This window comes from Citrobacter sp. On2M, from assembly GCF_018035235.1.
In the GTDB taxonomy this organism is placed as follows: domain Bacteria; phylum Pseudomonadota; class Gammaproteobacteria; order Enterobacterales; family Enterobacteriaceae; genus Citrobacter; species Citrobacter meridianamericanus.
Window position 1 is genome coordinate 151,230 of sequence record NZ_WPCV01000004.1, and the last position, 21,752, is coordinate 172,981.

Genomic DNA, 21,752 nt, shown 5'->3' on the forward strand with positions numbered 1-21,752 from the left:
GTCGCTTATAAGATCATGTTCCGTTATACGTTGTTTACGCTTTGAGGAATCCACGATGAGTGAGGCTGAAGCCCGCCCGAGTAACTTTATTCGTCAGATCATCGATGAAGATCTGGCCAGTGGTAAGCACACCACTATCCATACACGTTTTCCGCCGGAGCCAAATGGCTATCTGCACATTGGCCACGCGAAATCCATTTGTCTGAACTTTGGCATTGCGCAAGATTACCAGGGCCAGTGCAACCTGCGTTTTGATGATACGAACCCGGTTAAAGAAGATATCGAGTACGTTGAGTCGATTAAAAACGACGTTGAATGGTTAGGTTTCCACTGGACTGGCGACATTCGCTACTCTTCGGATTACTTCGATCAGCTTCACGCCTATGCGGTAGAGCTTATTAATAAAGGCCTGGCGTACGTTGACGAACTGTCAGCGGACGAAATCCGCGAATACCGTGGCACGCTGACTCAGCCGGGCAAAAACAGCCCGTTCCGCGATCGTAGCGTCGAAGAGAACCTCGCGCTGTTCGAAAAAATGCGTACCGGTGGTTTTGAAGAGGGTAAAGCCTGCCTGCGCGCGAAAATCGACATGGCGTCGCCGTTTATCGTGATGCGCGATCCGGTGCTGTACCGTATTAAGTTCGCTGAACACCACCAGACCGGCAACAAGTGGTGCATCTACCCGATGTACGACTTTACCCACTGCATCAGCGATGCGCTGGAAGGCATTACGCATTCTCTGTGTACGCTGGAGTTCCAGGATAACCGTCGTCTGTACGACTGGGTGTTGGATAACATCACCATCCCGGTTCACCCGCGCCAGTACGAATTCTCGCGCCTGAATCTGGAATACACCGTGATGTCCAAGCGCAAGCTGAACCTGCTGGTTACCGACAAGCACGTTGAGGGCTGGGACGATCCGCGTATGCCAACGATTTCTGGCCTGCGTCGTCGCGGTTACACCGCTGCCGCGATCCGCGAGTTCTGCAAACGCATTGGCGTGACTAAGCAGGACAACACCATTGAGATCGCTTCTCTGGAATCCTGTATCCGCGAAGATCTGAACGAAAACGCTCCGCGCGCGATGGCGGTTATCGATCCGGTGAAACTGGTTATCGAAAACTACCCACAGGGCGAAAGCGAGCTGGTCACTATGCCTAACCATCCGAACAAACCGGAAATGGGCAGCCGTGAAGTACCATTTAGCGGTGAAATTTGGATCGATCGTGCAGACTTCCGCGAAGAAGCGAACAAGCAATACAAACGTCTGGTGATGGGCAAAGAAGTGCGTCTGCGTAACGCTTACGTGATCAAGGCCGAACGTGTCGAGAAAGATGCGGAAGGGAATATCACCACTATTTTCTGCACCTATGATGCCGATACCCTGAGCAAAGATCCGGCTGATGGTCGTAAAGTTAAAGGCGTTATTCACTGGGTGAGCGCGTCCCATGCGCTGCCGATTGAAATCCGTCTGTACGATCGCCTGTTTAGCGTTCCAAACCCAGGCGCGGCGGAAGACTTCCTGTCCGTCATTAACCCGGAATCGTTGGTTATTAAGCAGGGCTACGGTGAGCCATCGCTGCAGGCTGCGGTTGCAGGCAAAGCGTTCCAGTTTGAGCGTGAAGGTTACTTCTGTCTGGACAGCCGCTATGCAACAGCAGACAAGCTGGTGTTTAACCGCACCGTTGGTCTGCGCGACACGTGGGCTAAAGTCGGCGAATAAGTCGCAATACCTCCAGTCTAAACGCCGCGTCATGCGGCGTTTTTTTTCGCAAAAAAACCGTACGCCAGGCTCCGTTTGCGGAGCGAATTAATTACATGTCTGTAATAATGGAATAGCTGAATATTTTTACGTTTAAATAACTTACCTCAATATGAAATAGGCTGAAACCGATTTCATCCTCATGGAAAACAAGCGATTTTTTCAACTTTTCAACGCTTTTTTATCTGTCGATGAAAATGTAACAGAAAGCAATCAAATATGTGCGGTTGCTCATACTATTACATACTCGTTACAGAAAGAGATTGATAATTCGCGTCGCGAAAAATAGTCTATTCATTGTAGTCACTGAGGTTTTCTTAGCGCTACTTTTTTTATTTTTTTCGCTGTCCGCTTTTGTCGGCAGCATTTTTATGTCAAAGAGGATTAACATATGCGTACGTTTAGTGGCAAACGTAGTACGCTGGCGCTGGCTATCGCCGGTATCACAGCAATGTCGGGTTTTGTTGTCGCTCCCCAGGTACACGCCGAAGGATTTATTGATGACTCTACCTTAACCGGCGGCATCTACTACTGGCAGCGTGAGCGTGACCGTAAAGATGTGACCGATCACGACAAATACAAAACCAACCTTTCTCACTCCACCTGGAATGCTAACCTCGACTTCCAGTCCGGTTACGCGGCTGATATGTTTGGTATTGATATCGCAGCATTCACTGCTATTGAAATGAACGAAAGTAGCGAAAGCGGCCATCCAAACGAAATTGCATTCTCTTCCAAAAATAAAGGCTATGACGAAGATTACTCCGGCGATAAGAGCGGGATTAGCCTTTATAAAGCAGCAGCTAAATTTAAATATGGTCCAGCCTGGGCGCGTGCCGGTTACATTCAACCAACCGGACAGACTTTGCTGGCTCCGCACTGGAGCTTTATGCCAGGTACCTATCAGGGTGCTGAAGCTGGCGCCAACTTCGACTATGGCGATGCTGGTGCGCTGAGCTTCTCCTATATGTGGGCCAATGAATATAAAGCACCGTGGCACACCGAAGTTGATAAATTCTATCAGGCCGATAAGAAAACCAGCGTAGATTACCTGCACTCAATCGGTGCGAAATATGATTTCAAAAATAACCTGCTACTGGAAGCGGCATTTGGCCAGTCAGAGGGCTACGTCGATCAGTACTTCGCCAAAGCCAGCTACAAATTCGATTTAGGGGGTAATCCGTTTACCACCAGCTATCAGTTCTACGGCGCACGTGACAAAGTTGACGATCGCACCGTGAACGATATTTATGACGGTACGGCCTGGCTGCAGGCGCTGACCTTCGGTTATAAAGTAGCGGAAGTGGTTGACCTGCGTCTGGAAGGTACCTGGGTTAAAGCGGACGGGCAGCAGGGCTACTTCCTGCAGCGTATGACCCCGACCTACGCTTCATCAAACGGTCGCCTGGATATCTGGTGGGATAACCGTTCTGACTTCAACGCCAACGGCGAAAAGGCAGTTTTCTTCGGCGCAATGTATGATCTGAAGAACTGGAACCTGCCTGGCTGGGCAGTGGGCGCGTCCTACGTTTACGCATGGGATGCCAAACCAGCGACCTGGCAGCTCAACCCGGATGCGTACTACGACAAAAACCGCACTATCGAAGAGTCCTCTTACAGCCTGGATGCGGTCTACACCCTGCAAGATGGTCGTGCGAAGGGCACTATGTTTAAACTGCACTTCACCCAGTACGACAACCATTCAGACATTCCGAGCTGGGGCGGTGGTTACGGCAACATCTTCCAGGATGAGCGCGACGTGAAGTTCATCGTTATTGCTCCATTCACCATCTTCTAATGCCAATAGCGGCAGGCCGGGCGCCTGCCGCCTCGTTGAGGAAAGTGCTATGAAAAAACTGATACTCATCGCCGTTATGGCATCAGGGCTGGTGGCTTGTACGCAATCCCCTGCACCGAAAGAAGACAGCCGCCTGAAAGAAGCCTACAGCGCGTGTATTAATACCGCGCAAGGATCGCCGGAAAAAATAGAAGCCTGCCAAAGCGTGTTGAATGTACTGAAGAAAGAAAAACAGCACCAGCAGTTTGCCAATGAAGAAAGCGTACGTGTGCTGGATTATCAGCAGTGTATCCAGGCCACGCGTACGGGGAACGATCAGGCCGTTAATGCTGATTGTGACAAAGTTTGGCAGGAAATTCGCAGCAAGAATGCCGCGCAGTAATTCAAAAAATGAAAAAGACAACGGGCGGAGATTTCTCCGCCCGTTTGCATTTCAGAGTTTATGTTCGAGCGGCTGATAATCCCGGCTCAACCGGATAAACAGCATTGCTGTAGCGGCGAGTCCGCAAAGTGCCGCACACATCAGCCACCATCCTGGTGAACTTTTATCCCCGGTTAGCTGGACCAGCGCTGTGGATATAACGGGTGTAAGGCCGCCAAAAATAGCTGTGGCAAGGCTGAATGCCAGTGAAAAACCCACTGTACGGACGTAGACAGGCATCACCTCGGTGAGTGCGGCAACCATTGCCCCGTTGTACATACCAAAAAAGAACGAAAACCAAAGCAGAACCAGTGTCATGCGCGTGAAATCTGGCGCGGCGGTGAGCCAGTGCATTACCGGCCAGGTGGTGATCAGTGCAAGTACAGTTATACCCATCAGCACCGGACGACGACCAATTCGGTCAGAAATCGCTCCGCCAATCGGCAGCCAGATAAAGTTAGAAATACCGACCAGCATAGTGACTACCAGGCTGTCGCGCGCGCTCAGGTGGAGTACAGCCCTGCCGTAGGTCGGGGTATAGACGGTGATGAAGTAAAACGTCGTTGTGGTCATCGCCACCAGCAGCGTGCCTGCAGCGATGAGACGCCAGTTTTTGACGATAGTGGTGAAAATTTCCCTGGTGTCGGGACGGTGCGTGCGTTGTAAAAATGCCTCGGTTTCCTGCAGCGAGCGGCGGAGCACGAAGATCAAAGGAATAATCATGCAACCAATAAAAAAGGGAATGCGCCAGCCCCATTCCGAGATCTCATCATGTCCCAGGGTGGCGTTCAGGCCATAACCAATCAGCGCCGCCACCACAATGGCGACCTGTTGACTGGCGGATTGCCAGCTGGTGTAGAAGCCTTTATTGCCAGGCGTGGCGATTTCAGAAAGATAAACTGAGACGCCGCCTAACTCCACGCCTGCAGAAAATCCCTGTAATAATCGTCCAAGTAATACCAGCACGGGAGCCAGCAGACCAATACTGTGATAGCCGGGTACCAGGGCAATCAGCAGAGTACCGCAGCCCATAATCGCCAGCGTTACCATCAGACCTTTACGACGACCAATTCTGTCGATGTAAGCACCCAGTACAATGGCACCAACGGGTCGCATTAAGAAACCCGAGCCAAAAACGGCGAAAGTTAACATTAGCCCGGCAAATTCACTCTCCGCGGGAAAGAAGGTCTTTGCGATATAGGTGGCGTAAAACCCGAACAGAAAAAAGTCGAACTGTTCGAGGAAATTACCGCTGGTTACCCGCAGTATTGCGCCGAAAGTTCCGGCACGCGATGGATGTTGTGTCATTGGGTTTGCTCCACTGTCTTATCATAATATTTATAGAGGTAAGAGTGTGCGGGTTAGTTGTCTGTGATCCCCGCCTGTTTGCCGCGCCGTTTCTCAATCGCCCACTTGAGTAAGGCTGCGCAGCGGTAAAATCCATGGGCAAATTTTCCGTAAGGAATGGTCAGAAAGAGCGCCATGACCACGCCGAGGTGAATGGCGAGTAAAACAGCCATCCATGACGTGTCTCTTCCCGCCAGAAGCGCTAAACCGGTCAGACTGGTCAGCAGCAGCAGTAAAATAAAACCGCGATCCATCGGTTTTTGCCGTGCGTCGCCATGCAGCGGTGAGCGCTTAACGTTCAGCCATAACAAACCCGCTGGGCCGATAATCAGGCCAATACCGCCTAATGTGCCCAATATTACCGGCACGCTGAGGAACGGATAGGGCGCTTCAATACCTGCGAAATAGTGATAGCCCGTCGCCACCACGGTGGCGGCAAAGCAGAGCATAAAACCGTAGAAGGTAAAGTGATGGTAACGGCGGCGCATCAGGGTGAAGGCATCATCTGCTTCGTTACACCCTTTGCCGTGCCCACCATCGAGATATTTCAGCGTCAGCGCATTGTGTGAGGCTTCAGCAATGTCGGTGGAAAGCGGTATTCCCGGAGAAATTTCGCGCCAGAATCGGATAACGCCCGCCATTAGCAGAACGATTGCCAGAATAAAGACTGAACCAAACATCCAGGCCAGCAGGTTATGCGGGAAAATTTGATAGAAATCACCGGCCAGTGGAGGATGGAGTAACGAGCCCTTTAACCCCATGGCGAGAAGTAAAAACAGGATCAGACCGAAAACCAGTGCCAGCGTCACGGTGACGCCAGCACGACGATAAAGCGCACCCAAGGCGGCGGGTTGTGCGTAGTGCTGATAGGTTTCCAGCCGGACTTCCGCCATTGCCTTCGGCACGTTGATGGCAAATTCATGAGGCGGGGCATACTGACACGCGTGCAGGCAGGCGCCGCAGTTATGGCACAGGTTCGCCAGATAGTTGATATCCGCTTTACCGAATTCCAGACGCTGCGTCATTGCCGGGAACACGGCGCAAAATCCTTCACAATAGCGGCAGGCGTTACACACCTGCATCACACGTTCAACTTCAGCTTCCGACTCGGTGATGATTTGCGCGTCGATGATCAATTTCTCAAGCTGTTTCATAACGTACCTCCTTCTGTGCTGCCAGAGCAGCCTCCTTTCCGGCAATGCGGCCAAAAGTGGTGCCGATCGACATCCCCACGCCTGCGGTGTAGCCCTTGCCCAGCACATTGCCTGCCATCATCTCTCCGGCGACGAACAGGTTGCGGCTTGGAAGCCCTGCAAAGTGTACGGCAGCGCGTTCATTCACTTTCAATCCGAGATAGGTGAAGGTGATCCCTGGCCGCAGGGCATACCCGTAGTAAGGCGGCTGGTCCAGCGGTCGCGCCCAGTGTGTCTTTGCGGGGGCTAACGCTTTCGTCGTGCAGTTATCCAGAATGGTATGGTCGAAATGGCCTGGCTGGCAGGCGTTGTTATACTGCGTTACGGTGTGGGTAAAACGTTCAGCATTGAGACCCAACTGATGCGCCAGATCCGCCAGCGTATTGGCCTGTGCGCCAGGAAAGACCGGTGGCATGAAGTGGCCGATGGCCTTACTGTCGATAATGGAGTAACCAATCTGCCCTGGCTGTTGGGCGACCAGTCGTCCCCAGATGGCGTAGCGTTTGGGCCAGAAATCTTCGCCTTCATCATAAAAACGCTCAGCGTCACGGTTGACGACAATGCCAAGCGAAACGCAGTCCACGCGGGTGCAAATTCCGCCGTCATATAATGGTGCTCTGGCATCAATGGCTACACAGTGTGACTGGGAGGGGTCGCCGATGATGTCCGCCCCGGCGTCGATCATAAATTTGAGCAGTACGCCCTGATTAAAGCGTGTGCCGCGAATCAGGAAGTTATCCGCAGGCCACTCACCGCGTTCATTTTCCCCCCAGGCTTCACGTAGCCATTCGCGGTTTGATTCAAACCCGCCAGCGGCAAGCACGCAGGATTTCGCTGTAATACGCTCTTTGCCCGCCAGCGCCGCCACGAATTCGCCGTTATGCAGTTCAAGCGCCTGTACCGGGGTGTTATAGCGGATTTGCACACCTAACTTTTCTGCGCTGCGATAATAGGCATTCACGAGGGCTTTCCCGCCGCCCATAAAAAAGGCGTTGGTTCGCGCCACGTGTAAAGCGCCAGAGAGGGGAGGTTGAAAATTCACGCCGTGTCGGCGCATCCAGTCGCGGCATTGTGAAGAGGTGCGGATCACCAGACGTGCCAGGGCTTCGTTGGTATTGCCCTCCGTGACGCGCTGCAGATCCTGCCAATACTCCTCTTCAGGATAGCTTTCCACCAGCACATCCTGCGGCGCATCATGCATACAGCGCAGATTACGCGTGTGTTGGGAGTTTCCCCCGCGCCATTCCCGGGGGGCTGCTTCGAGCAGGAGTACCGAAGCTCCTTGCTCCCGGGCGGTTAGGGCAGCACATAACGCGGCATTGCCACCGCCAATCACCAGAACGTCAACCATCGTATACTCCATTACCATTTAACTAATTGTTAAATTTGTAATTGAAATGTATACGTGCAGCTTGTGCGGGCGCTATAACGCAGTGCTAAAGGGGGTTTTAGTTATTGTAAAGGATAGCGCCAGGCCAGCGTCCCGCTTCTACCAGTTGATGCATCACTTTCGTCAGCACCACGCGGGCTGCGAGCCCCGCCGGGGTGAGTTCATCGTCAGAGAGGCTGACCAGAAAGTTGGGGCGACTCAGTATTGGATTATGGACGCCGATCACTCTTAGCGTCTCTTTATCGAGATGGGAAATTGCCGCGCCGGGCTGGAGAGTAGCGCCGATCCCACTGCGAACGGCGCGCATTAGTAGCGCCAGACCATCAATTTCTGTTGCGATCTCAATGCGTAGCGCGTGTTCCTGACAAATCGCTTCCAGTCTGCCGCGCAGACCGTGGCCTGGGCTAGGCATTATCAATGGAATATGTGCCAATTGGGCTGGAGCAATATTGTCATCAGTAATATCAGCCAGTAAAGCATGAGTGCCAATTAAAAACAGCCGCTCTTCGAGAATCGGTCTGGCGCTCCAGCGCAGGAGCTTTTCTTTTTGAAACACAACGGCCAGGTCAATCTGACGAGTGCTGATCATTCGTTCCAGGTTACCAGAGAGGCTTTCCACCACATGCAGACGGACATCACTATAGGTCTCTCGCATGGCGTTGATAAAAGGCATGCCGAGAATGGAAGCGGTACTGGGGGCCATGCCGACGCTGACGTGTCCGGAAAGGCGGGATTCTCGTGCGGCGAGGATTGCATCGTCTGCGTGACGGAGCGCCAGCTGCGCCTGGGCGTAAAATGCCAGCCCGGCACTGGTGGGCGTCACGCCACGCGAGGTGCGTTGCAGCAGGCGAATAGCAAGTTCATTTTCCAGGCGGGACATTTGCTGGCTGAGTGCCGAAACCCCAATATTGAGATCGAGCGCCGCACTACCCATGCTGCCAGTTTCGACAATGCGAACAAAATAACGTAGCTGGCGAAGTTCCATTTCGATTCTCCGGAAGGGACAATTGATTTTTACATTAAAGCAACACAAGAGTGGAGGGAAGGGGGGAACGGGCTGAAAACGTGCATAAAAAAAGCCAACCGGATGGTTGGCTTTTCAGAAAGCATCACATTACTTGCCGTCGTGCGCGTGCTCATCTTCGCGACAATCACCTTCGGCGCAGTGACCGTAAAGATACAGGCTATGGTTGGTTAAACGAATACCATGTTTAGCCGCAATCTCACGCTGGCGCGCTTCGATGGAATCATCGCTGAACTCGACCACTTTGCCGCAGTCGAGGCAAATGAGGTGATCGTGATGATGCTGTTGAGTCAGTTCGAAGACGGATTTACCACCTTCAAAATTATGGCGGGTCACGATACCGGCATCATCAAACTGGTTCAGCACGCGATACACGGTCGCCAGACCAATTTCTTCACCCATATCGATCAGGCGTTTGTACAAGTCTTCCGCACTGACGTGATGGTTATCCGGTTCCTGAAGAACTTCCAGAATTTTTAAACGAGGAAGCGTTACTTTCAGGCCAGCCTTCTTTAATGCGGTATTGTTGTCAGTCATGCGGAATCTGTCCTGTAGCTAAACGATTCACTTCATTAACAGAAGTGACAGAAATTGCACTTGAGATAATGCGATTCATTATAGAACTGCCATGGCTAAATGAAAACTGCAAGTCTCTGGCAAATATTGTTAATCAAAACGTGGTATCGCCGACAAACACACTGTGCAACACCCGATTGGCATCCAGCCATTGTACAGGGTCAGACGGAAAAGTTACAAATTTGTAGCAATTATTTTGATTGGTTTTATCTATTGATGCGGCGCAGATAGAAATCTACGCCGTACAAAATCAGGCATTGATGATTTCGTCGAGGTGCAGCTCTTCAGAGATCTGCTTAACCCATTTTTCTACGCGCTCTGCGGTCAGCTCAGGCTGACGGTCTTCATCGATAGCCAGCCCGACAAAGTGGTCGTCGTCAGCCAGACCTTTGGACGCTTCAAAGTGATAACCTGCAGTCGGCCAGTGACCAACGATGGTTGCGCCGCGCGGTTCGATGATGTCGCGAATGGTACCTAACGCGTCGCAGAAGTATTCTGCGTAATCTTCCTGGTCGCCGCAGCCGAACAATGCAACCAGTTTACCGTTAAAATCAATGTCTTCGAGGGTAGGGAAGAAATCGTCCCAGTCACACTGTGCTTCACCGTAGTACCAGGTTGGAATGCCAAGCAGCAGAATGTCATACCCTTCGAGATCTTCTTTGCTGCTTTTTGCAATGTCATGAACGTCGGCAACGTCTTTACCAAGCTGTTTTTGAATCATTTTTGCGATATTTTCGGTGTTACCGGTGTCGCTGCCGAAAAAGATGCCAGTGATTGCCATGAGTAAAATAACCTCTTGAAACTTATTGAAATGGTGGTGGCGCATTGCCCACGGATAAGGGCAATCATAGCAGAACAGTCAGGCATGCGGAAACAGCAAACACACAGGACTGCACTCTGTGCTACACGATTTATGATTTAGAGCAGAAATTCAGACTATGCCTGATCGCGCAACGCGCTGAGTTGGGTCATCAGCATCTCTTCGATGAGTTCACTGCGACTCATGTTGCGCGCCTCGGCCAGCTCGTTCAGAGCGTCAACGGCATCAGCGTTCAGTTTCAGTTCGACACGCTTAAGCCCGCGAACTTTATCGCGTTTAAGCTGATTACGTTTGTTAATACGTAACTGTTCATCACGCGAGAGCGGATTAGTTTTGGGTCGTCCCGGGCGACGCTCCTGCGCGAACAGATCTAATGTCGTACGGTCCGTTTGTTCTTTGGCCATGATCTTGGTGACTTCGGGGAAACAATCAGCCAGGCGTCTGCCCGGATGGATAGCGCGCCATAATACATCAGCAGGGGAGACACGCCAACGTCCACGCGCGTAATCGCGCACAGACGCTGAGTTTTTAATCAGTTAGCCTGTTCATTCAGATAACGACGGATGGCGCGCAGCACCGCCTCCGGTTTTTCTGCATGCACCCAATGCCCGGCACCTGCTATAACGTGCGCCCGAGCCTGCGGGAATTGCGCCAGCAGCTGGTCACGATACGCTTCGGTAACATACGGTGAATTGCCACCCGGGATAAACAGCGCCGGGTGCTCCCATGCCGGAATGGTCTCCCAACCGACGATATGAGGATATTGATCCCACAGCACAGGAACATTAAAGCGCCACTCGCCGTCAACAAAGGATTTCAGCAGAAACTGGATCACACCTTCTTCTTGCAGGTGCTGACGCATAACGCTCGCCGCCTGCTGACGTGAAGAGGATTGCGCGTCAGTTACCGCGTTAATGGCAGCAAAAATCTTATCGTGGCGGCGAACATGGTAGTCAACGGGAGCAATGTCGATGGCGACCAGCCGTTCGACACGTTCAGGGGCCAGCGCGGTCAGCGCCATGACGGCTTTGCCACCCATCGAGTGACCAATAAAGATCGCTTTTTCGATCTGCCGATCGTCCAGCGTATCCAGCAGATCTTGCGCCATAGCCGGATAATTCATCTCAGGTGAACGAGGGGAGAGGCCATGATTTCGCATATCAACCTGGATGATATCGTGATCGGCCACTAGATCGCGTGCCAGGATCCCGAGGTTATCCAGACTGCCAAACAGGCCGTGAACCAGGACGATGGGAGAATTATTGTGCAGGTTTTGCGCAGATTGCGCTCGGATATTCAATTTCATGGCAAAGTTCTTTTTTTCACACTGACGGGTTAGGGTATCATGTTGACCATTCTGCCACATGGCTGCAACAACTACGGTTACTCCGAGTTTTGCGTGCCACCAGGCTTGACGCTATCCGCTGTTGGGATTTGCCTTTACACTACGCGTGTTGACCCAACAACTTGTATTCAGCTAAACACTGCACTGGATTAAGATGAAAACGATTGAAGTTGATGATGAACTCTATAGCTATATTGCCAGCCACACCAAGCATATCGGCGAGAGCGCATCCGACATTTTACGGCGTATGTTGAAATTTTCCGCCGCATCACAGCCTGTCATTCCGGTAGTAAAAGAAGTCCGCGCTGTGCAAGCTGTCGTGGAAGCCAAGCCGGTTAACCCCGTAAAAGATAAAGTGCGCGCGATGCGTGAACTGCTGCTGTCCGACGAATACGCTGAACAGAAGAAAGCAGTAAATCGCTTTATGCTGGTGCTGTCTACACTCTATTCACTGGATCACAACGCGTTCGCCGAAGCAACGGAATCGTTGCACGGACGTACGCGCGTTTATTTTGCAGCGGATGAACAGACGCTGTTGAAAAATGGTAATCAAACCAAACCGAAGCACGTGCCAGGCACGCCGTACTGGGTGATCACCAATACCAATACCGGCCGTAAATGCAGCATGGTTGAGCACATCATGCAGTCAATGCAATTCCCTGCGGAATTGATTGAAAAGGTTTGCGGAACAATTTAATCCTTGCATTAGAAGGACCAGGCAATGGCAATCCACAACCGTGCAGGTCAACCTGCGCAACAGAGTGATTTGATTAACGTCGCCCAACTGACGGCACAGTACTACGTACTGAAACCAACGGCAGGGAACGCTGAGCACGCCGTCAAGTTCGGTACGTCCGGACATCGCGGCAGTGCAGGTCGTCATAGTTTTAACGAGCCGCATATTCTGGCTATCGCTCAGGCGATTGCTGAAGAGCGTGCGAAAAACGGGATTACTGGCCCGTGCTATGTGGGCAAGGACACCCACGCGTTGTCTGAACCGGCTTTCATCTCTGTACTGGAAGTGCTGGCGGCGAACGGCGTTGATGTCATCGTGCAGGAAAATAACGGCTTTACGCCAACGCCTGCCGTGTCGAATGCAATCCTGGTCCATAATAAAAAAGGCGGCCCGCTGGCTGATGGCATTGTGATCACGCCGTCTCACAACCCGCCGGAAGACGGCGGTATTAAGTACAATCCGCCTAACGGTGGTCCGGCTGATACTAATGTTACCAAAGTGGTTGAAGACAGAGCCAACGCGCTGCTGGCCGACGGTCTGCAAGGCGTGAAGCGCATGTCGCTGGATGCCGCGTTGGCATCCGGTCATGTTAAAGAACAGGATCTGGTGCAGCCTTTCGTGGAAGGGCTGGCTGACATCGTCGACATGGCGGCGATTCAGAAAGCGGGCCTGACGCTGGGTGTCGATCCGCTGGGCGGTTCCGGTATCGAATACTGGAAGCGTATTGCGAAGCACTACAACCTGAACCTGACTATTGTTAACGATCACGTTGATCAGACTTTCCGCTTTATGCATCTCGACAAAGACGGTGCGATCCGTATGGACTGCTCCTCCGAGTGCGCGATGGCGGGCCTGCTGGCGCTGCGCGACAAGTTCGATCTCGCTTTTGCCAACGATCCGGATTACGACCGTCATGGCATCGTCACGCCCGCTGGTCTGATGAACCCGAACCACTACCTGGCGGTGGCGATTAACTACCTGTTCCAGCACCGTCCACAGTGGGGCAAAGACGTTGCCGTCGGTAAGACGCTGGTTTCTTCGGCGATGATTGACCGCGTGGTGAATGCTTTAGGGCGTAAACTGGTTGAAGTCCCGGTTGGCTTTAAATGGTTCGTTGACGGTCTGTTTGATGGCAGCTTTGGTTTTGGCGGTGAAGAGAGTGCGGGTGCCTCTTTCCTGCGTTTCGATGGTACACCGTGGTCAACGGATAAAGACGGCATCATCATGTGTCTGTTGGCGGCTGAAATTACCGCAGTGACCGGTAAAAACCCGCAAGAGCACTACAACGAGCTGGCTGCTCGTTTTGGCGCGCCGAGCTACAACCGCCTGCAGGCCAGCGCGACCTCTGCGCAGAAAGCGGCGCTGTCTAAGCTGTCTCCGGAAATGGTGAGTGCCAGCACGCTTGCGGGTGACCCGATCACCGCACGTCTGACGTCGGCACCGGGTAACGGTGCTTCTATCGGTGGTCTGAAAGTGATGACCGACAACGGCTGGTTTGCCGCACGTCCTTCCGGTACAGAAGACGCTTACAAGATCTACTGCGAAAGCTTCCTCGGTGAAGAGCACCGCAAGCAGATCGAGAAAGAGGCGGTCGAGATTGTCAGCGAAGTGTTGAAAAACGCGTAAGTACTGTTCGCACTGACGCGTTTTATAGGCCCGGTAAGCTAGCGCTACCGGGCTTTTTTGTGCCGATATTTAACTATGTTTATTTTTCAGTTCAAAACGCGGTGAGACCAGGCCATACAGCGTCCAGCCGAGGAAAGTCACGATAGAACCATACAGCATTGCTTCTTCGCCAGAGGAGTAGAGTGCATAGAAGCTGTATAATGCGCCAATAAACGCGACAAAGTTTGCTGGTTTCGCTTTTGACGATGGGACATTCGCCATCTTCTGAATAATAACCAGTGCGGCCATCGACAAGATATACGGGATGATATTCGTCACGACAGCCAGGTTGACCAGCACGTTGAACTGGCTGTTCAGCGACGGGCTGATGGTCATCAGCGATAAGCCACTCTGGATTATTACGATGGTCAGCATTCCCTGAACTGGCGCATCCACTTTAGTTACACGGGAGAAGATTTTCGGGAAGTAACCTTCATCAGCCGACGATTTAAAGACCTGAGCGATAGTAAACTGCCAGCCCAGCAGTGAACCACAGCAGGACATTACCATCAACGCCATGATCACTTTACCGACTTCCGGGGTGAACATCTGCGCAAAGGCCAAACCGAAAGGCGCAGTGGAGTTAGCCAGATCCATATTTGGCACAATCCCGGCGATCACATTGGTCGAAATGATGTAAATCACTGCCGCGCCCAACGTACCGCCCAGTACAGCGATGGGTACGTTGCGCTCCGGATTTTCAACCACTTCGGCGTTAGCGCAGGCCGATTCCAGACCGAGAAAAGCCCACAGGGTCATCGCAATCGAAGAACCGACTGCCGTGAAGAACGGGACGTGGTGTGGGTTCCAGGAGTTAGCGTACAGCGTCGGACTGAACCAGAACCAGCCGATGATGCACAAACCGACAACCGGAATAATAACGCCCCAGACGGTGATACTGCTGAGCTGCCCAGTAATACGTGCCCCGCCAAAGTTAGCGACGGTGCAGATCCACAGCACGCCGATAGTGGCCAGGCCAATCTGCACGGGTGTCAATGTGGCACCAAACAGTTCGGTACCGTAGCCCACGGCGGAGATAGCGATAGCCACGTTGGCAATTAACAGCGAAACGCCATAGGTGTAGTTCGCCATAAAGTTACCGGATTTGCCAAAGGCATATTCAGCATAACCGCCCATACCACCGGATTTACGACTGAACATACCGCATTTTGCGAAGGCCCACGCCAGTGCCATTGAACCGACAGCGGTCACCAGCCACGAGATGATCGAAATGGTGCCGACTTCTGCAAGTTTGGTAGGCAACATGATGATCCCTGAGCCCATCATATTGACCATGGTCAGGATGGTGAGCTGGACGACACCCATTTTGTTGGATTTGGCTTTGCTCATAACATTTCCCCTTTCAACAGATCGTCTTGCGCGTCTTTTGGCTTAATGACATAGCACCACACCTGTTTACGCCCGTCGTGTTCTTCGATGTAGACACCCTGAAGTTCAGGCGCAAAACCCGGCAGCAGATTGATTCCCTCTTCCAGCGCGCTAAAGTAACGCAATACTGAACCACCCCAGATTTCACCCGGAACCACACACAGCACGCCAGGAGGATAAGGCAACGCACCTTCCGCGGCGATTCGGCCTTCCGCGTCCGGTAGTCGCACCAACTCAACTTCACCGCGCAGATAGGCGTAGTTGGCCTCCTGGGGATTCATGCTGACGCGCGGGAAATGATCCTTACGGAACATCTCTTTCTGAAGCTGTTTCACGTTGTGACGGGCGTACAAATCGTGCATTTCCTGGCACAGCTGACGCAGGGTATAACCGGCATAACGGGCTTCATGTTGTTTGTAGAGAGAGGGCAGAACCTCAGCCAGCGGGGCATCGGCTTCCAGCAGTTTTTCGAAACGCACCAGCAGGGCGACAAGTTGCTGCATCTTCGCCATATCTTCTGCCGGGGTCATCAGGAACAGGATGGAGTTAAGGTCGCATTTTTCGGGAACTACGCCATTTTCCCGCAGGAAGTTAGCCAGAATGGTGGCCGGAACGCCGAACGTGTCATATTCGCCGTTACGCGTTTTGATCCCCGGTGTGGTGAGCAGCAGTTTGCATGGATCCACAAAGTACTGGTGTTCGGCGTAGCCTTCAAAGGCATGCCAGTGTTCACCAGGAACAAAATGGAAGAAACGTAGATCGCTGGCAATTTCAGCGGTGGAATAAGCCTGCCACGGTTTACCTTCCACCATCTCAGGCACAAATGGCCGGATATGGTGGCAGTTTTCCAGGATCAATTTACGCGTATCAATTCCGTTGACGACGCAGTCCATCCACATGTTGCGCCCGCTGACGCCTTCATGCATTTTGGCGTTGATGTCGAGCGCGGCAAAGAGCGGATAGAACGGGCTGGTGGAGGCGTGCATCATGAACGCGTTATTCATTCGTTTATGGGGCACGTAGCGAGACTGGCCTTTAATATGGCTGTCTTTTTTGTGGATCTGCGATGTCTGGGAGAAACCCGCCTGCTGTTTGTGTACCGACTGGGTGACCAGAATACCAGGATCGTTTTCATTCAGATCCAGCAACAATGGAGAACAATCGGCCATCATCGGAATGAACTGCTCATAGCCCACCCACGCGGAGTCAAACAGGATGTAGTCGCACAGGTGACCGATGTTATCCACTACCTGACGCGCGTTATAGATAGTGCCATCGTAGGTACCTAACTGAATCACGGCCAGTCGGAATGGACGGACATCATTTTTACGTTTTGGCGCGACTTCACCGATCCTTTCTCGCAGATAGCTTTCTTCAAAGCAGTGAGCGTCAATCCCGCCGATAAAGCCGTACGGGTTGCGTGCAGTCTCCAGATAGACCGGCGTGGCCCCAGCCTGTAATAACGCGCCGTGGTGGTTTGACTTGTGGTTGTTGCGGTCAAACAACACCAGATCGCCTGGGGTGAGCAGCGCGTTAAGCACCACTTTGTTTGATGATGAGGTTCCGTTCAGGACAAAGTAGGTCTTATCCGCGTTGAACACTTTGGCCGCATGCTGTTGGGCGATGCAAGGCGCACCTTCGTGGATCAACAAATCACCCATTGCCACATCGGCATTACACAAATCAGAGCGGAAAAGCGTTTCGCCGAAGTACTCCACAAACTGATTACCCGCAGGATGGCGACGGAAAAATTCGCCCCCCTGATGACCAGGACAATCAAATGCGCTGTTACCCTGATTGACGTAATCGACCAATGCGCGGAAGAATGGGGGACGTAGCTGCGTTTCGTAGTGGCTGGCGGCGGTTTCTAACTGACGACCATAAAATGCTGAGCGGGCTTCATTGCATTCGAATACGCCGGAGATCCGTGGCAGATACTCTGCTGGAACACGCTCTTCATTTTCGGTGGCGATAAAAACGGGAATGCCGTAGCCGGTGGCGTCAATTTCTTCGAGTTTTCCTCGTTCAATATCATTGATGGATAACACGATGGCAGCAACATCAATGAAATTACTTTCATCGATATTTACGCAGGAACGCTGCGTAGAAAAACAATCAGGACAGGAACGGCTTACGGCAATTTTTAATTCAGACATTTTCATCTCTTTATTTTAGGTAATAGCAGGTCCTCAATTTCTCAAATGAGAAATTGATAACTCCGGAAAAAAAAGCAAAGTAATACCGCTGATAAATAAATCAGTAAATTGCTTTTTTGAAGATGCAATAAACCCTAACCGGTCCGGTCACAGGTAATACAGGGTTATGCAGGGAGAGCACTGTGGATACAGGCATTATACCCGTCGTCTTTCAAGCTGCATCTGTGTTGGCTTTACTCGCTTATCCCAGTCACGTACTGATGTACGCTCCCGGGCTTCGCTGCATCGCCGTCTTGATGCAACTCGAAATCTATTGGGTATATATCTGCGATACAGAGAGTCAGGATGACCTGTATACTGGAGTGCCCTTAGTCGGAAGACTAACGGGCATTAAAGAAATGAAAGTCGAAACTATTGCGGTGGGCAAACATCATAATATGCGTTGTTCGCCTTATATGTGGCATTGTACGGCTATTATTTTCCATTTTGGTTACCTTTACTGGATAAGTGGAAGGTGTGGGTATTTTATCCAGGAAATGGCTATGAACTGTGAAGAAGATCAATAAAAAATGATCGTTTCCAAAATATTTAGTCGCCGATTATGCATATCGTGAGATAAGATACTGTTTTGTTGTTTATATGTTATTTATTTGTATTTTATTATTTTGAGTATAACCTTATCGGCTGCGTAATAAATATTATGCAGCCTTAAGGATAATAGATAATATATTTGTTATTTAATCAAAATAAATGAATAAAAATTCAAGGCATAAACCGATAACCAATTCCGGTCTCGGTCAGAAAATGACGCGGGCGGGCCGGGTCCAGTTCCAGCTTCTGGCGCAAGTGTCCCATATAAATGCGCAGATAGTGACTGTGTTCGACGGCGTTTGGTCCCCAAACCTGATTCAATAACTGACGTTGCGTCAGTACCTTCCCGGCATTATTCAGCAGTACCGCCAACAGGCGAAACTCAATCGGCGTCAAGTGAATTTCTTCATCACCTCGGTGTACGAGGCGAGCAGCGATATCCACTTTAACATTAGAAAAATGTACGACCGGTTCGGGAGACGTCCCACTGGCGTGGCGACGCAATGCCACGCGCAATCGCGCCTGTAGCTCGCCAATACCAAAAGGTTTGCTGAGATAGTCATCGGCTCCGGCATCCAGCGCGGCGATTTTATCGCTTTCCTCACTGCGGGCTGAAAGCACAATCACTGGAATCGCGCTCCATTGACGCAGGTCGCGAATAAAATCAATGCCGTCGCCATCCGGCAGGCCAAGATCGAGAATGATGAGATCGGGTTTTCGCGTGGCGGCTTCCAGCAGACCGCGTTGCAGCGTTTCCGCTTCAAATACACGTAGGCCATCGGCCTCCAGCGCGGTGCGCAGAAAGCGGCGAATGGCCTGTTCATCTTCAACAATCAGTACGTTCGTCACATATCCTCATGAAAATCTTCAAGTTGAGGGGGGATTTCCTGGGGCAGTGTAACACGAAAACATGCTCCTCCCTGCGCGCGATTGTGGACAGAAATAGTCCCGCCATGCACGTCCACAATGGCCTGACAAATTGCCAGCCCCAGCCCGACGCCTGGCACCGATGACTCTTTATTCCCTCGGGAGAACTTGTCAAAAACGCGCTGTTCCATACCCGACGGAACACCCGGCCCATTATCCCAGACGTCTAATTGCAGGTGTTCTCCATTGACGCTGGCATCAATACCGATCTGCGCCTGTGGACCCGCGTATTTGACGGCGTTTTCCAGCAGGTTAATCAGCACCCGTTCAAAGAGTGGGCCATCGACGTGAATCAATGTCAACGGTTCTGGTAACGACAGATTTATTGGGGCAGAGAGACCTGGCTCCAGCATCTGCAGGGCGCTACCCACCACCTCTTCCAGCGTTAACCACTCCTTCTTAAGATTAAAGCCGCCAGACTGAATTCGCGCCATATCCAGCAGGTTATTCACCAGTCGGGTCGTGTTCAGAACGTGCTGGCGAATCTCGCTGGCCTGGCGTGCGTGCGGCGATCCCTCGCTTGCCAGATCCAGCGTTAAGATTTCTGCCTGGCCGAACAACACCGTCAATGGCGTGCGCAAATCGTGGGACAGGGCTGCGAGCAGGGCGTTGCGAATACTTTCGCGCTCGCTGGCAAAGCGAGCCTGCTCTTCGCTGGCAGTCAGCGTCAGGCGCTCCAGCGCACTGGCGACCAGCAACGTGAAGGTTTCCAGCAGGCGTTGCTGTTCAGGGATCATCAGTTGGCGTAAATTTCCCGGTTCCACGATCAGCAATCCATGCGTTTTGTCGGCGCTTTTTAACGGTAAAATTTGATACGGCACGCCGGGTAACGTATCAGTGCCTGCGCCGGCGGGTTGCCCTTTATCAAAGCTCCATTGGGCAATGGCGTCATCCCACGGTGTCATGCCCTGTTGATGAGTGAGAGGGGCCAGCTTACCGTTTTCGCCGGGCAGTAAAACCTGGCTACGGGCCTGAAACGTTGAAGCGATAAACTGTTCGCTGGTGGCGGCGATATCCGTCTGACTGCGTCCGACGGCCAACGCTTTGGACATCTCATACAAATGACGCGTACGCTGTTCACGATAACGCGCTACCCGTGCCTGATACCGCACCCCGGCGGTCAGATTACCGATAACCAGCCCTACCGTGAGCATTACGGCAAAGGTAAGCAGGTACTGGACGTCGGAAACGGCCAGCGTTCCGCGCGGAGCAATAAAGAAGAGATCGAAGCTGGCGACGTTAATAAAAGTGGCCAGAACGGACGGCCAGCGTCCGTAAAAGAGTGCGATAACCACCACGCCCAATAAATAGATCATCACCAGGTTGGCGGCGTCAAACGCCATCAGCCACTGCATGGCGATTAGCGTAATGATGGCGCACAGCGCAACAGCGACCACGCACCCCTGAATTTGTACCCGCCATTTATCCTTAAAGGTACGGCTGTCTGCGGTTTGCAGCACAGGACGTGAAGGGGGCTCATCGAGGGCGACAATCATCAGGTCGAGATCGGGTGCGCGGTGGGCCAGTTTGTCGGCAAAGGAGTCGCTGCGCCACCAGCGTCGCGTCGTTGGACGCCCGAGCACAATTTTTCCCAGATTATGCTCGCGGGCATAGCGGATTACCGCTTTGTCTTCGGCGGGATCGGAAAGGGTGGCGGTTTCTGCGCCTAACTCCTGGGCCAGTCGCAGAGCGCTTAAAATCGCGCGGCGCTGTTTTTCAGGCAGTCGGTGCAGCGCTGGCGTTTCGACATACACCGCATGCCAGACGCTACCCAGACGCGCTGCCAGACGTGCGGCGGCACGTACCAGTTTTTCGCTGCCGGTGTTGTGCCCAATGCACAGTAAAATAGCGTCGCGGGTATGCCAGACTTTTTCTTCACCCGGACGTCCCCGCCAGGCGCGCATCTGATCGTCCACCCGATCGGCCGTACGGCGCAGGGCCAGTTCACGTAGTGCAATCAGATTACCTTTGCGAAAGAAATGCTCGATGGCTCTTTCCGCCTGGCCGGCGATGTAGACCTTGCCTTCGTTCAGACGCTGGCGTAAATCGTCGGGGGGAAGATCGACCAACACCACATCGTCGGCGGCATCGAAAAAAGGATCGGGGACGGTTTCGCGAACCTGAATGCCGGTAACGCCGCTGACCACATCATTGAGACTTTCCAGATGTTGCACGTTGACGGTAGTAAAAACGTCAATGCCAGCTTCCAGCAGCTCTTCAATGTCCTGCCAGCGCTTAGGATGCCGTGAGCCTGGCGCATTACTGTGCGCCAGTTCATCCATCAAAATGAGCGCCGGACGGCGGGCCAGCGCAGCGTCGAGATCGAACTCACTGATATGACGACCATGACGTGACTGCCGCTTGAGCGGCAGGATGCTGAGACCGTCCAGCAGCGCGGCGGTCTCTTTGCGCCCGTGGGTTTCCACCACGCCAATCAGCACATCTAACCCTTGCGCCCGCAGTCGCTGGGCCTCCGCCAGCATGGCCCAGGTTTTGCCGACGCCCGCGCAGGCACCGAAGAAAATTTTCAGTTTTCCCCGGTGCGGAGCGGTGGTCTGCTCCAGCAGGCGATCGGGGTCGGGGCGTAACGGTTCGTTATGCATGTCCTTTTT

19 protein-coding genes are annotated in these 21,752 nt (G+C 52.4%); 5 read left to right on the top strand and 14 right to left on the bottom strand.

The window, feature by feature from the left end; translation table 11 throughout:
- Positions 1-55: 55 nt before the first annotated feature.
- The 3 genes from glnS to chiQ all read left to right on the top strand — a co-directional run bounded on the left by glnS (position 56) and on the right by chiQ (position 3,942).
- Entirely contained in the window at positions 56-1,723 is a 1,668-nt protein-coding gene (gene glnS, locus On2M_RS11050) for a glutamine--tRNA ligase (protein ID WP_210904821.1), read from the top strand.
- Positions 1,724-2,153: 430 nt separating this feature from the next.
- Positions 2,154-3,560, top strand: a complete 1,407-nt coding sequence (gene chiP / locus On2M_RS11055) for a chitoporin (protein ID WP_151219521.1) — start codon at positions 2,154-2,156, stop codon at positions 3,558-3,560.
- A gap of 49 nt (positions 3,561-3,609) precedes the next feature.
- Positions 3,610-3,942 (top strand): ChiQ/YbfN family lipoprotein, encoded by a 333-nt coding sequence (chiQ, locus tag On2M_RS11060; protein WP_003022817.1) that lies wholly within the window; start codon positions 3,610-3,612, stop codon positions 3,940-3,942.
- Between the two features lie 51 nt (positions 3,943-3,993).
- Here chiQ and On2M_RS11065 read toward each other — a convergent pair whose 3' ends face one another.
- From On2M_RS11065 to ybfF, 9 genes are all read right to left on the bottom strand, one after another.
- A complete protein-coding gene (locus On2M_RS11065) occupies positions 3,994-5,289 on the bottom strand; it encodes an MFS transporter (RefSeq protein ID WP_210904822.1) in 1,296 nt (431 codons plus the stop codon).
- Between the two features lie 53 nt (positions 5,290-5,342).
- On the bottom strand, positions 5,343-6,482 hold the full coding sequence (gene tcuB / locus On2M_RS11070) for a tricarballylate utilization 4Fe-4S protein TcuB (protein WP_210904823.1): 1,140 nt from the start codon (positions 6,480-6,482) through the stop codon (positions 5,343-5,345).
- Entirely contained in the window at positions 6,469-7,872 is a 1,404-nt protein-coding gene (tcuA, locus tag On2M_RS11075) for an FAD-dependent tricarballylate dehydrogenase TcuA (RefSeq protein ID WP_210904824.1), read from the bottom strand. The genes tcuB and tcuA overlap by 14 nt, the downstream gene beginning before the upstream one ends.
- A gap of 97 nt (positions 7,873-7,969) precedes the next feature.
- Positions 7,970-8,896: a tricarballylate utilization LysR family transcriptional regulator TcuR gene (tcuR, locus tag On2M_RS11080; protein ID WP_151219523.1), complete on the bottom strand. Its 927-nt coding sequence runs from the start codon at positions 8,894-8,896 to the stop codon at positions 7,970-7,972.
- A gap of 129 nt (positions 8,897-9,025) precedes the next feature.
- Positions 9,026-9,472, bottom strand: coding sequence for a ferric iron uptake transcriptional regulator (gene fur, locus On2M_RS11085; RefSeq protein WP_003022836.1), 447 nt, complete (start codon positions 9,470-9,472; stop codon positions 9,026-9,028).
- Positions 9,465-9,551 carry a ryhB-regulated fur leader peptide gene (locus tag On2M_RS11090; protein WP_049259739.1) on the bottom strand — a complete coding sequence of 29 codons (87 nt, stop codon included), beginning with the start codon at positions 9,549-9,551 and terminating at the stop codon, positions 9,465-9,467. The genes fur and On2M_RS11090 overlap by 8 nt, the downstream gene beginning before the upstream one ends.
- Before the next feature lie 210 nt (positions 9,552-9,761).
- On the bottom strand, positions 9,762-10,292 hold the full coding sequence (gene fldA / locus On2M_RS11095; RefSeq protein WP_003022839.1) for a flavodoxin FldA: 531 nt from the start codon (positions 10,290-10,292) through the stop codon (positions 9,762-9,764).
- A gap of 155 nt (positions 10,293-10,447) precedes the next feature.
- On the bottom strand, positions 10,448-10,735 hold the full coding sequence (gene ybfE, locus On2M_RS11100; protein ID WP_151225090.1) for a LexA regulated protein: 288 nt from the start codon (positions 10,733-10,735) through the stop codon (positions 10,448-10,450).
- 128 nt (positions 10,736-10,863) lie between these two features.
- Complete coding sequence (gene ybfF, locus On2M_RS11105; RefSeq protein ID WP_151224947.1) at positions 10,864-11,637, bottom strand: esterase; 774 nt, start codon at positions 11,635-11,637, stop codon at positions 10,864-10,866.
- Between the two features lie 193 nt (positions 11,638-11,830).
- Here ybfF and seqA point away from each other — a divergent pair, with 193 nt between their 5' ends.
- The gene (seqA, locus tag On2M_RS11110; protein WP_151219526.1) at positions 11,831-12,373 is read left to right on the top strand and encodes a replication initiation negative regulator SeqA; all 543 of its coding nucleotides are present in this window, start codon (positions 11,831-11,833) and stop codon (positions 12,371-12,373) included.
- Between the two features lie 24 nt (positions 12,374-12,397).
- Positions 12,398-14,038 (top strand): phosphoglucomutase (alpha-D-glucose-1,6-bisphosphate-dependent), encoded by a 1,641-nt coding sequence (pgm, locus tag On2M_RS11115; RefSeq protein WP_187252807.1) that lies wholly within the window; start codon positions 12,398-12,400, stop codon positions 14,036-14,038.
- 69 nt (positions 14,039-14,107) lie between these two features.
- Here pgm and potE read toward each other — a convergent pair whose 3' ends face one another.
- From potE to kdpD, 5 genes are all read right to left on the bottom strand, one after another.
- Positions 14,108-15,427, bottom strand: a complete 1,320-nt coding sequence (gene potE / locus On2M_RS11120) for a putrescine-ornithine antiporter (RefSeq protein ID WP_151219527.1) — start codon at positions 15,425-15,427, stop codon at positions 14,108-14,110.
- Complete coding sequence (speF, locus tag On2M_RS11125) at positions 15,424-17,622, bottom strand: ornithine decarboxylase SpeF (protein WP_210904825.1); 2,199 nt, start codon at positions 17,620-17,622, stop codon at positions 15,424-15,426. The genes potE and speF overlap by 4 nt, the downstream gene beginning before the upstream one ends.
- 380 nt (positions 17,623-18,002) lie before the next feature.
- Positions 18,003-18,107, bottom strand: a complete 105-nt coding sequence (gene speFL, locus On2M_RS11130) for a leader peptide SpeFL (RefSeq protein WP_114149115.1) — start codon at positions 18,105-18,107, stop codon at positions 18,003-18,005.
- Positions 18,108-18,384: 277 nt separating this feature from the next.
- A complete protein-coding gene (gene kdpE, locus On2M_RS11135) occupies positions 18,385-19,062 on the bottom strand; it encodes a two-component system response regulator KdpE (protein WP_005121396.1) in 678 nt (225 codons plus the stop codon).
- Positions 19,059-21,743, bottom strand: a complete 2,685-nt coding sequence (kdpD, locus tag On2M_RS11140) for a two-component system sensor histidine kinase KdpD (protein WP_210904826.1) — start codon at positions 21,741-21,743, stop codon at positions 19,059-19,061. The genes kdpE and kdpD overlap by 4 nt, the downstream gene beginning before the upstream one ends.
- Between the last annotated feature and the right edge of the window lie 9 nt (positions 21,744-21,752).

Coding starts and splice junctions, on each gene's coding strand:
- kdpD (WP_210904826.1), bottom strand. CDS start 21,743: ATGCATAACGAACCGTTACGCCCCGACCCCGATCGCCTGCTGGAGCAG.
- tcuA (WP_210904824.1), bottom strand. CDS start 7,872: ATGGTTGACGTTCTGGTGATTGGCGGTGGCAATGCCGCGTTATGTGCT.
- pgm (WP_187252807.1), top strand. CDS start 12,398: ATGGCAATCCACAACCGTGCAGGTCAACCTGCGCAACAGAGTGATTTG.
- speF (WP_210904825.1), bottom strand. CDS start 17,622: ATGTCTGAATTAAAAATTGCCGTAAGCCGTTCCTGTCCTGATTGTTTT.
- glnS (WP_210904821.1), top strand. CDS start 56: ATGAGTGAGGCTGAAGCCCGCCCGAGTAACTTTATTCGTCAGATCATC.
- potE (WP_151219527.1), bottom strand. CDS start 15,427: ATGAGCAAAGCCAAATCCAACAAAATGGGTGTCGTCCAGCTCACCATC.
- ybfF (WP_151224947.1), bottom strand. CDS start 11,637: ATGAAATTGAATATCCGAGCGCAATCTGCGCAAAACCTGCACAATAAT.
- speFL (WP_114149115.1), bottom strand. CDS start 18,107: ATGGAAAATAATAGCCGTACAATGCCACATATAAGGCGAACAACGCAT.
- fldA (WP_003022839.1), bottom strand. CDS start 10,292: ATGGCAATCACTGGCATCTTTTTCGGCAGCGACACCGGTAACACCGAA.
- tcuB (WP_210904823.1), bottom strand. CDS start 6,482: ATGAAACAGCTTGAGAAATTGATCATCGACGCGCAAATCATCACCGAG.
- seqA (WP_151219526.1), top strand. CDS start 11,831: ATGAAAACGATTGAAGTTGATGATGAACTCTATAGCTATATTGCCAGC.
- ybfE (WP_151225090.1), bottom strand. CDS start 10,735: ATGGCCAAAGAACAAACGGACCGTACGACATTAGATCTGTTCGCGCAG.
- tcuR (WP_151219523.1), bottom strand. CDS start 8,896: ATGGAACTTCGCCAGCTACGTTATTTTGTTCGCATTGTCGAAACTGGC.
- fur (WP_003022836.1), bottom strand. CDS start 9,472: ATGACTGACAACAATACCGCATTAAAGAAGGCTGGCCTGAAAGTAACG.
- chiP (WP_151219521.1), top strand. CDS start 2,154: ATGCGTACGTTTAGTGGCAAACGTAGTACGCTGGCGCTGGCTATCGCC.
- On2M_RS11090 (WP_049259739.1), bottom strand. CDS start 9,551: ATGAATCGCATTATCTCAAGTGCAATTTCTGTCACTTCTGTTAATGAA.
- chiQ (WP_003022817.1), top strand. CDS start 3,610: ATGAAAAAACTGATACTCATCGCCGTTATGGCATCAGGGCTGGTGGCT.
- On2M_RS11065 (WP_210904822.1), bottom strand. CDS start 5,289: ATGACACAACATCCATCGCGTGCCGGAACTTTCGGCGCAATACTGCGG.